Origin of the sequence: Pseudarthrobacter sp. N5, assembly GCF_050157035.1 — a bacterium.
Lineage (GTDB): Bacteria > Actinomycetota > Actinomycetes > Actinomycetales > Micrococcaceae > Arthrobacter.
Genome location: NZ_CP189593.1, coordinates 634,395 through 646,759, shown reverse-complemented (window position 1 = coordinate 646,759; position 12,365 = coordinate 634,395). Strand labels below are relative to the sequence as shown.

Annotated in this window: 14 protein-coding genes and 3 tRNA genes; 2 read left to right on the top strand and 15 right to left on the bottom strand. The window is 63.1% G+C overall.

Annotated features, from left to right (window positions below; all coding sequences use genetic code 11):
• Positions 1–6 precede the first annotated feature (6 nt).
• Positions 7–1,299 (bottom strand): ABC transporter substrate-binding protein, encoded by a 1,293-nt coding sequence (locus ACQCST_RS03325; RefSeq protein ID WP_426997929.1) that lies wholly within the window; start codon positions 1,297–1,299, stop codon positions 7–9.
• Between the two features lie 104 nt (positions 1,300–1,403).
• On the opposite strand from ACQCST_RS03325, the gene ACQCST_RS03320 reads away from it, so the two are divergent.
• Positions 1,404–3,335 carry a glycoside hydrolase family 13 protein gene (locus ACQCST_RS03320; protein ID WP_426997928.1) on the top strand — a complete coding sequence of 644 codons (1,932 nt, stop codon included), beginning with the start codon at positions 1,404–1,406 and terminating at the stop codon, positions 3,333–3,335.
• Positions 3,336–3,444: 109 nt separating this feature from the next.
• Here the strand turns inward: ACQCST_RS03320 and ACQCST_RS03315 are convergent, their stop codons facing one another.
• The 14 genes from ACQCST_RS03315 to ACQCST_RS03250 all read right to left on the bottom strand — a co-directional run bounded on the left by ACQCST_RS03315 (position 3,445) and on the right by ACQCST_RS03250 (position 11,121).
• The gene (locus ACQCST_RS03315) at positions 3,445–3,792 is read right to left on the bottom strand and encodes a hypothetical protein (RefSeq protein ID WP_426997927.1); all 348 of its coding nucleotides are present in this window, start codon (positions 3,790–3,792) and stop codon (positions 3,445–3,447) included.
• A gap of 236 nt (positions 3,793–4,028) precedes the next feature.
• Positions 4,029–4,640, bottom strand: coding sequence for a hypothetical protein (locus ACQCST_RS03310; protein WP_426997926.1), 612 nt, complete (start codon positions 4,638–4,640; stop codon positions 4,029–4,031).
• Entirely contained in the window at positions 4,637–5,200 is a 564-nt protein-coding gene (locus tag ACQCST_RS03305) for a hypothetical protein (protein WP_426999063.1), read from the bottom strand. Before ACQCST_RS03305 ends, ACQCST_RS03310 begins: the two co-directional genes overlap by 4 nt.
• Before the next feature lie 74 nt (positions 5,201–5,274).
• Positions 5,275–5,673, bottom strand: a complete 399-nt coding sequence (locus tag ACQCST_RS03300; RefSeq protein WP_426997925.1) for a hypothetical protein — start codon at positions 5,671–5,673, stop codon at positions 5,275–5,277.
• On the bottom strand, positions 5,670–5,861 hold the full coding sequence (locus ACQCST_RS03295; protein WP_426997924.1) for a hypothetical protein: 192 nt from the start codon (positions 5,859–5,861) through the stop codon (positions 5,670–5,672). Before ACQCST_RS03295 ends, ACQCST_RS03300 begins: the two co-directional genes overlap by 4 nt.
• Positions 5,858–6,319, bottom strand: coding sequence for an Asp23/Gls24 family envelope stress response protein (locus ACQCST_RS03290; RefSeq protein ID WP_426997923.1), 462 nt, complete (start codon positions 6,317–6,319; stop codon positions 5,858–5,860). The genes ACQCST_RS03295 and ACQCST_RS03290 overlap by 4 nt, the downstream gene beginning before the upstream one ends.
• Before the next feature lie 201 nt (positions 6,320–6,520).
• Positions 6,521–7,549 carry a DUF2891 family protein gene (locus tag ACQCST_RS03285; RefSeq protein ID WP_426997922.1) on the bottom strand — a complete coding sequence of 343 codons (1,029 nt, stop codon included), beginning with the start codon at positions 7,547–7,549 and terminating at the stop codon, positions 6,521–6,523.
• 24 nt (positions 7,550–7,573) lie between these two features.
• The gene (locus ACQCST_RS03280; protein ID WP_426997921.1) at positions 7,574–8,545 is read right to left on the bottom strand and encodes a DUF979 domain-containing protein; all 972 of its coding nucleotides are present in this window, start codon (positions 8,543–8,545) and stop codon (positions 7,574–7,576) included.
• A complete protein-coding gene (locus ACQCST_RS03275) occupies positions 8,542–9,324 on the bottom strand; it encodes a DUF969 domain-containing protein (RefSeq protein ID WP_426997920.1) in 783 nt (260 codons plus the stop codon). The genes ACQCST_RS03280 and ACQCST_RS03275 overlap by 4 nt, the downstream gene beginning before the upstream one ends.
• A gap of 280 nt (positions 9,325–9,604) precedes the next feature.
• Positions 9,605–9,748, bottom strand: coding sequence for a hypothetical protein (locus ACQCST_RS03270; RefSeq protein WP_426997919.1), 144 nt, complete (start codon positions 9,746–9,748; stop codon positions 9,605–9,607).
• A 238-nt stretch (positions 9,749–9,986) separates the two neighbouring features.
• Positions 9,987–10,430 (bottom strand): hypothetical protein, encoded by a 444-nt coding sequence (locus ACQCST_RS03265; protein ID WP_426997918.1) that lies wholly within the window; start codon positions 10,428–10,430, stop codon positions 9,987–9,989.
• Between the two features lie 328 nt (positions 10,431–10,758).
• Positions 10,759–10,834: transfer RNA gene (locus tag ACQCST_RS03260), tRNA-Phe, on the bottom strand.
• 48 nt (positions 10,835–10,882) lie between these two features.
• Positions 10,883–10,956, bottom strand: a tRNA-Asp gene (locus tag ACQCST_RS03255).
• 92 nt (positions 10,957–11,048) lie between these two features.
• Positions 11,049–11,121: transfer RNA gene (locus ACQCST_RS03250), tRNA-Glu, on the bottom strand.
• A 262-nt stretch (positions 11,122–11,383) separates the two neighbouring features.
• Here ACQCST_RS03250 and ACQCST_RS03245 point away from each other — a divergent pair.
• Entirely contained in the window at positions 11,384–12,364 is a 981-nt protein-coding gene (locus tag ACQCST_RS03245; RefSeq protein WP_426997917.1) for a DMT family transporter, read from the top strand.
• Position 12,365 lies beyond the last annotated feature (1 nt).

Sequence of the window (12,365 nt, the reverse complement as noted above, 5' to 3'; positions counted from 1 at the left end):
ATGAAGCTACCCCGCCGCGCCGGCAGATTCGATGGACTTCTGCATGTCAGAGAGCGCCGTGTCCACGGTCTTCTCGCCCTTGATGGCAGCGTAAGCGTTCTCCTGGATTGCCTTGGTTACCGCAGGGTAGAACGGCGTGACCGGGCGGGGAACAGCATTCTCGATGGACGTCTTCAGGACCGGCAGGTACGGCAGCTTGGCCACGAGGGCAGCATCGGTGTAAAGGGCACCCAGTACAGGGGCAAGCGAACCCTGGGTGGCGTAGAACTTCTGGGTCTCGTCAGACGTGATGAACTTGAGGAAGTCCAGTGCGGTTGCCTTGTTCTTGGAGTACACGCTGACTGCAGCGCTGTGTCCGCCGAGCGAGGATGCGCCGGGGCCGGACTTGCCCGGCAGCGCGGTCATGCCCAGCGTGTTCTTCACCGTTGACGAGCCTTCGGTGGTGGCCAGGTTGTAAACGTAGGGCCAGTTGCGCAGGAACAGGAGTTTTCCGTCTTGGAAGGCCTGCCGGCTCTCTTCTTCCTTGTAGGTGATGCCTTCCTTCGGGATGTTGCCGTCCGCGTAAGCCTTCGCCAGATTGCCCAGACCAGCCTTGGCTTCTGCCGTGTTCAGGCTGGGCTTGCCGTCCTTGTTCAGCACGGAACCGCCCGCGGAGTTAATTGCCTCCGACGCATTGACCGTCAGGCCCTCGTATTGTGAGAACTGGCCCGCGTAGCAGCCGATGTTATTGGCCTTGGCGATGGAGCACATGCCCATCATCTCGTCCCAGGTTTTGGGCGGGGTGGGAACCAGGTCCTTGCGGTAGTACAGGATGCCGCCGTCAGAAGACTGCGGTGCTGCATACAGTGTTCCCTTGTAGGAGGCTGCATCAACGGTTGGCTTGAGCATTGCCGAAGTATCCAGCGCCATCTTGTCCTTGAGTGGCTGCAGCCACCCCTTGGCGGCGAATTCTGCGGTCCAGACAACGTCAACGCTCATAACGTCGTAGTTAACGTTCTTGGCCTGGAAGTTCTGGACCAGGTCATCGTGCTGCTGATCTGCAGCGTCCGTCTGCTCCTTGAACGTCACTTTTTCATTCGCGTGGGCTGCGTTCCACTTGTCGATCAGGGGGCGGACGACTTTGCTGTTGTCCTTGCCCTGGACGTAGGTGATGGGTCCGCGGCCATCGAGGTTGGCGTCCGCGTCCGAGCCGCCTCCGCCAGTAGTGCCGCCTCCCCCGCCGCCGCCGCCGCAGGCTGAGAGCGTGAGGGCCAGGACACCGGCGGTGGCTACCGGGAGTAGGAATTTAGGGGTTTTCATGCTTGAGACTCCTCGCTGAGTTACAGAAAAGATTGATGGCGCAGTTGAAGTGGTGACCATCACACTAGTAACGTTGCCGTGAGAAATGCAAGCGTTTACACAAAATGTTTATCGAAAGGACACCTGTGTCCCACAGCCCTATCCCCACGCCCGGCTCAGCCATCACATCCTGGTGGGCCAGCGCCGTCGTCTACCAGATCTATCCGCGCTCCTTTGCCGACGCCAACGGGGACGGGATGGGCGATCTCCGCGGTGTGAGGGCGCAGCTGCCGTATCTGCGGGAGCTGGGAGTCGACGCCATCTGGCTGTCCCCCTTCTACAAATCGCCGCAGGCCGACGCCGGGTATGACGTGGCCGATTACCGCGAAGTGGACCCCCTGTTCGGCACCCTGACAGACTTCGACGACATGTTGCTGAAAGCTCACGCCCTGGAGGTAAAAGTGATTGTGGATCTGGTTCCCAACCACACCTCCGACGAACATGCGTGGTTTCACCAGGCACTGGCCGCCCCGCCAGGTTCGCTGGAGCGGGACCGGTACATGTTCCGGCCCGGGAAGGATTCCGTCCCCGGGGCCGGTGACGGAAATCTGGCACCCAACAACTGGAAATCGATCTTCGGCGGACCGGCCTGGACACGTGCGACTCATCCGGACGGCCAGTCCGGCGACTGGTACCTCCACCTTTTCGACACCAAACAGCCTGACTTGAACTGGGAAAACGACGAGGTCAGGGAGGAAATGCGCTCCGTGCTGCGTTTCTGGCTGGACAGAGGCGTGGACGGCTTCCGCGTGGATGTTGCGCACGGGCTGATCAAGGAAGCCGGGCTACCGGATTGGCGCGGCGTAGCCGCCATGGTGGAAGGGTCCATGGTGGAAGGGTCCGGCGAGACGGCTAAGGGCCTGCCCGGGGATGCGCCGGGCACCCACACCGAAACCGAGGAACCGCACCGAGCCCGCACTGTCCCGCCGACCGGCCATCAGACGGTGTCGCCGCAGTACCCGCCGTCACCATTTTTTGACCAGGACGGCGTCCACGAGATTTACCGTGACTGGAACCGGGTACTGGCCGCCTATGATGGCGACCGCATGCTGGTTGCCGAGGCCTGGGTTGAGCCGGCCGAGAGGCTGGCCCGGTATGTCCGCGAGGACGAGATGCAGCAGGCCTTCAACTTCGACTTCCTGCTGGCCGGCTGGGATGCCCAGCGGACTGCTGAGGCGATCGAGGCTTCCCTGGCCGCCGCCGGTTCCGTGGGCGCACCGTCCACGTGGGTGCTGAGCAACCACGACACCGTTCGTCATGCCAGCCGCTTCGGGCTGACGGATCCCACCACGTTCCCCAAGGGCATCGCCGCCGAGGATGAACAGCCGGATGCTGCCCTGGGGCTGGCCCGCGCACGCGCGGCAACCATGGTGTCGTTCGCGCTGCCCGGCTCTGCCTATGTCTATCAGGGCGAGGAATTGGGGCTTCCGGAGCACACCACGTTGCCCGCAGCGGCCCGCCGGGATCCCACCTTCTTCCGCACCAACGGCGCAGAGCGCGGCCGCGATGGCTGCCGGGTTCCCCTTCCGTGGAAATCCACGTCGCCGGGTTACGGCTTTGCCGAACCCTTCACTAACGGAAACAAAGCGGACGACGGCGGTGCGGACGACGCCGGTGCGGGTCCCCACACGCCCGCCGCCCCATGGCTCCCCCAGCCGGAATCGTTCAGAGCGCTGGCCGCTGATCTCCAGGACGGCGTCGACGGCTCCACTGTGGAGCTGTACCGCTCCGCCCTGGCGCTGCGGCGCACGCATCGGCTGGGGGCCGGGACTTTCTGCTGGTCAGAGGTCCACGATCCAGATCGGGGCGTGCTGGCATTCCTCAACGGCGATGTCCTGGTCCTGTCCAACATGGGAGCAGCACCCACCAGGATCCCGGACGGCTACCGGGTGGCGCTCGCCAGCGGGACCGGCGGGCGGGCCGGGGACGGTGACCGTGAGCTTGCACCCGACAGCACTGTTTACCTGGTTCCGGTCCAGACCTCCGGAAGCCGCTAGCCGGCCGGACTCGGCCCGGCCTGGCCTGGCACAGAAAAAGGCGCCGCGTCCCGGACAGGACGCGGCGCCTCTCGGCTTGGCTGCGGCTTATTTGCAGCCGGGTGTCAGGCTAGTTGCCACCCTTGAAGAGCCCGGCGATCTTCGCACCCAGGCCCTTGAAGTTTTCCGCGACGCCGCCAGCCATTTCCTTGGCATTCCCAGCCACGTCACCGGCCAGTTCCTTCGCGTTTTCAGCAACATCGCCGCTGAAGAATTCCTTGACGTTCTCTGCTGCGTCGCCGGCGAATTCCTTCACGTTCTCTGCTGCGTCGCCGGCGAATTCCTTCACGTTCTCTGCTGCGTCGCCGGCGAATTCCTTCACGTTCTCTGCTGCGTCGCCGGAAAATTCCTTGGCGTTGCCAACTGCGCCTTCGAGTCCGTCTTTGGGAGCTCCGCTACCCGTTACTTCTTCACTCATGGTGTTCTCCTTGGTAGACCGGCAATCTGACCAGACCCATAGGACCCGGTTTCGGACTGAAATCGCCTGTGGGAGGCGGATTCCCTGACCTCTGACTTCAAACTATGGCCAGTGACGTCCTAGTGCAACACAAAACGCCTGCACACGGTAATTGAAGTCACACTGATTGAACGGATTTGCGGATACCCGGTGAATGCCCGGCGGACGCCGGGCAAACACGTCTCCGGACATGCGCCTCAGCGAACCCTCTCGGCCCGGCTGAAACGGGTTCTGGCACCGGCTCCGATGTGGATCAGGGCTGGAGTCCGGACGCCTACCACAGAATCAAGGGCATCGATTAAGTCGCCGACTTCGGCGGCCAGTACATGCGGAGCTACGCCTTGGCGCGGCTGGAGCCGAACCTTCAGCGCGGGCTGGCCCCGGACTTCGTAAGTAGCCACTGTGGCGCCCGCAAGGTCTGGCCTTTCCGCCAGCGCACTCCTGAGTGCCTGTTCGGCCACGCCTCCGCCGATCCTGATGCTGCCGGTGACGTCACCGTGGCCCTCGTCCGCTACCAGGACGTCGCTGCGCCCCTTGCCCTGCTGGGAAAGCCAGGCCACCATCAGGGCAATCAGCACCACCAGCGCAATCGCGGCCAGAATCCAGAGCCAGCTTTCCTGACGGCCCGGGAAGCGCGTGCGTTGGAACAATTCGTCGGCGCCGCTCCAGATGTTGCCTGCCCAGGACCGCCACCACGTTCCCACTGCGGGAACGGTCGCCAGCAGCATCAGCAACACTCCGATTGACAGCAGTTTCAGGCCCAGTATGCCAATGAGGATGCGGTTGAGCAGCCGCGGAGTCCTGTTCATGCGCCGATCACCCCGGAGGTTGCCAGATTGACGTGAACAGCGGGCAGGGGGGACGGTGCCATCTGGTTGAGCTCGTCCTGCACAGCCGCCAGGACGGCGTTTTCGCTGACCGGAACACCGGAGGTAGGACGCACATTCACCACCGCCTGGCGCTGGGATACCACCACCATCACCTGTTCCGGTGTGACGTTGGCGGCCAAGCGCGCTCGTCTGGCCAGCGCGGAAGCAATGACTTCGTCGTCCACCACAACCGCCGCACGCTGGCCACCCAGCAAGTGCCTGGCCCGTTTGCCGGGCAGTATGGCGTGGAGGAAAAAGAACAGCCCTGCCATGGCCAGCACTGCACCGATGACGCCCAGCAGCAGTGGGGATATCCCGTTAGGGAGTGCTGTGATCCGCTCGGCAGCGGTCTGGGGATCGATGAGCCACGCGGGCTGGCCAATGGCGCGGACCGCGGACTCCAGCAGCGCATATGCGGAGAAAATGATGACCAGAACGGCAGCGATGCCTGCGGCGCCGGCCCGAGAGGAGTGTGTCTCCCTGTGCAGTATTCTGCGCATGTCCGGCCCTGGAGTGCCTTCACCGGGTGTCCCGGGCTGCGGGACCGCCGGAACTTCTTCCTGGGTTGCCTGATTCATCGGACCCGTCCGCCTTCCGTGATGCGCGCGCCGCTGATGCGGACATCAACCCTGCTGAGCTCGGCCCCGCTGAGTTCCGTAACCCGCGCCATGATCCGGGACTTGGCCGAAACTGTCCTGGCAAGGATGGAGCCGCCGACGCCGGCTACCCGGCCGGGGTCACGCAGGACCTCTGTCAATGAAGGGATCTTGATGGGTGATACGAGGGACAGCGCCAACAGACCGTCGTCGTCGGACCACTCGGCCCGCACGTCCTGGGACGCGACGCCCAGCGCCTCAGCCGCGGCAGCCTTCGCAAGGCTGGTCAGCGCCTGGGTGCTGATCCGGTTGTGCCCGTTCAGGGCCGTGCTGTTGAGCCCTGCCACGTGGACTGGTGCTCCAGCCGTTGCGCTCATGAGGATGAGCGCCGGCCGGTGATGGCATCTAGGACGCCGCGCAGGTCCAGTTTTCCTTCCGCCGCGCGGCCCAGCAGGGCACCGATTCCCATAAATAAGAGGGAAATCACGAAGCCCCAGAGGCCGAATTGGAACGACATAAACGCCACAAATGCGCCCATTGCTATTCCCACAACGGTCATGTTCATAGGACTGCCTCCCTTTCAGGTGCTGCGGTTGCAGTGGCTGCGGATTTTACCGGCGCCGCCACATAAACGTCATTGATTTCGACATTCACCTCGATGACCTGCAGCCCCACGAGTTCTTCCACGGCGCGGTATACGGCGGCTCGGACCTGGTCCGCAAGGGAATGCAGCGGCGTGCCGTAAGTGGCCACCAGATTGATATCCACCGCCACCTGGGTTTCGCCCACCTCGGCATGGACGCCGGCCGCGTGGTCCGAGCTGCCGACTGCGTCCCGGATGGCTCCGAGTGCCCGCGATGATCCGCTGCCCAGCGAGTAGACACCCGGGACTGCGCGGGCGGCGATGCCCGCCACCTTGGCGACGGCGGTCTCGGAAATTACGGTACGGCCGTTTCCTGCAACAGGTCTGTCCGTTGGATCGGCATGGACGCCCGCCGCCGGTTGTGGGTTCTGGTACTCCATCAGGCACTCCCCTTCTATTGAACCCAACCCTATCCCCTGCGTCACGCAACAGGCCGGACGCAGCGGGAAAGTCCGGATTCGGCCTCTGAGCTGCCCACCCTGTTTGCCGAGACGGCGAATGCCAGCGCACCGGGAGCGATACTTCCCGGCGCACTGGCATCCGTTTTGTCAATGCCGCTTCAGCAAAAGGCTGACGTATGGCTATTGCGCGGAGGCAAGGGCGTCCCAAGCGAAGCTGGCCAGCCAGTGGCTGGACATGAACTCCTCCGTGATGACCGAATCCATACCGGCGGCCAACAGCGGCAGCAGCGCCGCATCCAGAACTGCTACCACCCCGGCGGTCCCTTCTGCGGCGGAAAGAGTCTTGCGGATGCGAATGATCTGGCCTGCGCGGGTCAGGTTCAGCCCGTTCAGGTGGGCCAAATAGCCATCGGACTCGTCCGTGACAGTGGCCGTGGCCAGGATGCGGGCATCCGAGCTCAAACCGGGCAGGAACCCTGCGAACCAGGCAGCGAATGCATCCGCGTCAAGCACCCGGGCCATGAGGTCGGCCTCGCTCAGCCCGGCGGACAGGAAATCCTGGCCGCTCATTTCCCACTCGCCCGGCCAGCCGGCGTCGTTTTGGAACCAGCCCAGCGCCGCCTTCTCACAGGTGGCAACGGCCTCGTCGCGGCCCAGGGCGTGGAAGGCATCCAACATCAGGCCCAGGCCGAACGCCGCATTGGTGTGCAGACCGTGGCGCACGGGGAACTCGGCCTTGGCGGTCCAGCCTGCGACCAGCGAGGCCACGATGTCCGCCAGCGGATCCAGGGAAGCGCCCCACCCGCGGATCTGCGGGTCCTCCGAGGCAGCAGCAGCGGCCGTAAGGCGCACCAGCCAGGCCCAGCCGTACGGGCGTTCCCAACTGGGATTCGCCAGCAGGTAGGCACCTTCTGCCGCCAGGTTTTCCGCGGTCAGGTTGGCCGCCAGCACCGCTCGAAGGGCGGCGTCACGCCCTTCGTCCAAGCCGTGCTCCAGCAGGCTCACACCCAGCCATGTCATGTGCACACAGGAGTGCCAGTCAAAGGACGTGTAAAACGCCGGGTGCAGTTCCTTCGGGCTCGGCCGGTCCTCCAGCGAGGTTTCCACATGGTGGGAGGCGTAGGGGTACGGACGGGACAGGTTATCCAGCACGATGTCCGCGTAGGCGCTGGCAACTTTATCCAGCTGTGCAGCGGCGTTCTCAGTCATGAATTCTCCTTTGTGAAGGCGGTGTCAGTTAAAGGCGAGGAAGTACATCAGTGCGATGTTGGCCCCCAGCAGCGGAACTGCCGTGGCCACCTGGGCCTTGATGACCCCGTATTTGTTCTTCATCTCCAGCAGTGCTGCAGGAACCAGGTTGAAGTTGGCGGCCATCGGCGTGCACAGCGTGCCGCAGAAGCCTGCCAGCATGCCGATCGCGAAGATGATCGCGGGGGTCCCGTCAAAGTTCTGCACCAGCACAGGCCAGCCGATGGCCGCGGTCATGATCGGAAACGCGGCGAACGCGTTACCCATGAGTACGGTGAAGAGGAACATGCCCGCGGAGTAGACAACGACTGCAGCCAGCAGCGAGCCATCGGGCAGCACTCCCTTTGCCAGCGTCCCGACGGCGGTGCCCACGCCTGCCTTGGTGAAAAGGATTCCCAGCGTAGACAGCATCTGCGGCAGCAGCGCGGCCCAGCCGATGGACTCAAGAATGCGGCGGCCCTCGAAAATGGGGGCCAGCTTCTGCCTGGGGCGCAGGATCACGACGGCCACAACGGCGGCCACAACGGCACCCACCGACAGCGCCACGAGAGTGGTGTTGGTCGGATCGAAGATGGGTTGTCCGCCGATCTTCAGCACAGGCGCCAGCAACACGAGGACGACAGTGACCACCGGGAGAGTGAGCGCCGGGATGAAGAGTTTGTTGCCGAATTTGGCGGCCGATACGGTGCGCTCTTCCACGCTGCTGGTCTTGGCCTTGCCGTCACCGAGAACGCCGGTGCTGGCAAGAGCCACCAGGATCAGGACGGCGATACCCAGGATCCATGGCGGTGCGGTGCCCGCCTGGACCCAAGTCCCGTAAAAGAAACACAGGCCCAGCAGGCCCCAAAAGGCGGAACTGCCCCAGCGCTTGGTGTGGCTCGTGTCGCGGGCAATCAAGAAGGCCCAAGCAACGAAAAGAATGCCAATCAGCCAGAAAACGGCTTCAACTTTGATCATGCGTTGCCTCCGACGGTAACGGTCTGTGCTGTCTTCTCTTCTTCTTGGGCCGCACGGACGTCCTTGTCCAGCTGGCGGTCAAGTCGCAGTAGGCGGAATCCATGGATCAGGAAGGCGATGATGGCAGTGGGCATGGCCCAGATGGCCAGTTCCAGCGGCTCCAGGTGGAGTCCGTACGTGGTGTCCACGAATGTTGTAATCAACAGGATGGATCCCACGGCGACAAAGATATCCTCGCCGAAGAAGACCCCTACGTTGTCCGCAGCAGCGGAGTGACCCTTGATTTTTTCCTTCACCTTCTCCGGCACCGTGCCATAGCGGCGCAACGCAGCACCCTCGGCCATCGGGAACACCAGGGGACGCACTGTCTGGGCATGCCCGCCAATGCCGGTCAGGCCCACAGCCGCGGTTGCCTGGCGGACGAGCAAGTAACCCAGCAACACACGGCCGGCAGTGAGCTTGGCGAGCTTGGAGATCAGGGTCTTCGCTTGTTCCTGCAGGCCAAAGCGCTCGATGATGCCGATGACGGGAAGGACCACCACAAAGATGGTCACCGATCGGCTACTGGCAAAGCCGGAGCCGAAGGCGTTGAGGATTTCCAGAGGTGTCAGGCCGCCCAGCAGGGCCGTGACGATGCCGGAGATGGTGACAACAATCAGTGGGTTCAGTCGGATGGCAAAGCCAACAATGACCAGCAAGACCCCGATGAGTACGAGCATATCCGTCCATTCCCGCATGGACCAGAACCGGTCAGCGGTGGAGAGTAGTTGTTGAGGCACGGCCAACGCGGCCTGTCGGGGGATAATGTGTCCCCCGAAAAGTGGTGCCCATCACTGTGAGATTCAGCATATGCTTTTGTTGAACAATCTGGCAACACCGGGGAATGCCAAACCGTCGGTCAGCAACGCGACACAGCGCGCCGGTAGATGTCGGGGACGTCCGCCGTGCTACTCCGGCCGTACTCCTGTGGTTCCGGCTTGGGGAAGGGATGGGTGAATTGAGCCTCCATGGGCTCTGCTACCTGACCTTGGAACCACTTGGCAACCTGAGGTGCCCGCCCTATTTGCTCTCCATGTTCATCCGTGTCCGGATCGGCCCCATGGTGGCCTCGAAGCCGTGGTTGTTGAACGTGGAAAAGTCCTCGCCCGCGGTGCCTGTCACAGCCTTGAGCTTTTCGACATGCGGCTTGAGCTCAGCCGGCACCGACTCTGCATTGTGGCCAATTCTGCCCGGGCCTTTTCAACCACGTCATTCTGCCCTCCCCTGACAGTTGCCAGGGGAGGGCAGAACGCGAACGGAAAGTACGGCATCGCTGACTGTGGCGCGGGCCTCGCCCTTGCCGCCGAACTCGCCGAATATCCCGCCTGGGTGGTGCTGCCTGACCGCCGACTCACCGGGTCTGAACAGGCTTCCGGGCAATGTGCACCCGGCGCAGGAAGGCCTACTTACAGTTGGCCGCGACCCAGCGGGTCACGGGAGCCATAGCGTCCCGGAACTGCCCGCTGGAGAAGACCGTCTGATCGCTCAGCCCGGCAACGGCGATCTTGTTGAGTTTCTCAAAGTCTGCTTTGAGGCTATCCGGAACACGCTCGGCCGTCTTGCCGAGTTCGGTCTTGAACTGCTCAAGTTCTTCGGTCTTACCCTGGGCCGCAGAGAGCGGAAGCAACGAAGCGCCAGTGGCCTGCTGCGAGATGGTGGCGCAGGCCTCCGCCGCGTCGGTGAAGTCACCGAAAGGGCCCGAGCTGTGGGTGGGCGTTGCCGCAGCGGAGCTGCTGTCAGGAGCGGACGACGACGGCGCGTTGCCGGCTGTGGGGGTGGAGCATGCGGTCAGTGCCAGGACGGCGAAGAGGGCGGCTGCGGTCAGTGGGCGTGCAAGGTTTTTCACAATTCACATTTCTGGTTCGGATTGCGCCGGAGGGCCGTATAAGGCCTCAACCGGCAGTGGCGTTCTGTCCCCGGCGTGCGAGTCTAGCGTGGATTGCTGGTGGTTTCCCAAACAGGCCGGCTCAGCAGCATGCGGAGCCGCAGCACGACTTGCTGTCGTTTTTGGCTGCTTTTGGACAGTAATGAGTGATTCCCATATTTGAAGAGTCAGACTCATAAGTCACTCATCCTTGTTCATTACCTCGTTGGGTGCCGCCCATTACGGAGCAACAGATGTCGAGGGGGTTAAAGAAGAAAAGCACCAGTTCCGAAGAACTGGTGCTTCCCAGTGGTGGCTCCGACCGGCGTCGATCCGGTGACCTTTCGATTTTCAGTCGAACGCTCTACCAACTGAGCTACAGAGCCTAGGTGACATGTCACCATGACAGCCGGAATTTCTTCTGGCAATCAGAGCGACCCTGACGGGACTTGAACCCGCGACCTCCGCCGTGACAGGGCGGCGCGCTAACCAGCTGCGCTACAGGGCCTTGCTATTTCTTGCTTTGCGGTATCGCTACCGCAATTTTTCAAGGCTTTTAGCCTACCAGACTTTGACATCCGAGCCGACCAGTTCCTTGCGTACCCCCAACGGGATTCGAACCCGTGCCGCCGCCGTGAAAGGGCGGTGTCCTAGGCCGCTAGACGATGGGGGCCTGAACGCAGTCCGGTGATAAAAGAAAAGGCTTCGGGCCGGGGGCCGTCCGTCTTTGTCCTTTGCTATGTCTCCGAACTGGACTCTAAAACTATAGGGCCTTGGTTGGATTATTCCAAAATCGAAGGTCCCTCCGGCTGGGCGGGTCCAGACACGGATCCAGGCACGGTGCGCCGCCTCTCCGTAAAAGAATGGCAGTTTCTCGCGCAGACGTGGCCGATTTCCGCCAGCCCTCACGGCCGGAACAGGACTAGATTGACTGGATGGCAACCACCGCCGACCACACGCCCACGCAGCCCGCCGGTACCCAAGAAGTACCTGCGTCTTCTGCTTCCCGCCTTGCTGCCGCCGGACCGGCCACCGTCACCCGGCTCGGCGTCGCCGCCGTCATTATTACCGTGATTCTCTGGGCTTCCGCCTTCGTCGGCATCAGGGCCGTGGGGCCCAGCTTCTCCCCCGGTTCCCTGACGCTCGGACGTCTGGCGATTGCCGCCGTCGTACTTGGCCTCGTTGTGCTTCCCAAACTGCGGAAAAACAGAAAGCTCCCGCAGGGCCGCGAATGGTGGCCCATCCTGGCGTACGGCGTGATGTGGTTCGGTGGCTACAACGTGGCCCTGAACGCGGCCGAACACCTGCTCGACGCCGGCACCAGCGCCATGCTCATCAACGTCTCCCCGATCCTCATCGCCGTTATGGCAGGAGTCATCCTCAAGGAAGGCTTTCCGCGCTGGCTGATCATCGGCAGTCTGGTAGCGTTCGGCGGCGTAGCGGTGATAGCCATCGGCTCGGGTTCCGCCTCCAAGGAAGGTTCGACTGCGGATCTGGCGGGTGTGCTGCTTTGCCTCCTGGCCGCCGTGCTCGCCGCCGTCAGCGTCATCATCCAGAAGCCGGTGCTCCGGAAGTTCCCTGCTGCGCAGGCAACATGGTTCGGGATCATGGTGGGCGCGGTGTGCTGCCTGCCTTTCAGCGGCCAGCTCGTCACGGAATTGCAGGCGGCTCCGCTGCCGGCCACGCTGGGGCTGGTCTATCTGGGCATCTTCCCCACAGCCATTGCCTTCACCACGTGGGCGTACGCGCTCTCACTGATCGACGCCGGCAAACTGGCCGCCACCACCTATCTGGTGCCCGGCACCACCATCCTGATTTCCTGGCTTGTGCTGAGCGAGGTGCCTAGCATCTGGGGACTGATCGGCGGCGTGATCTGCCTGCTGGGTGTAGCCCTGACACGGCGCAGATCCCGCTAGA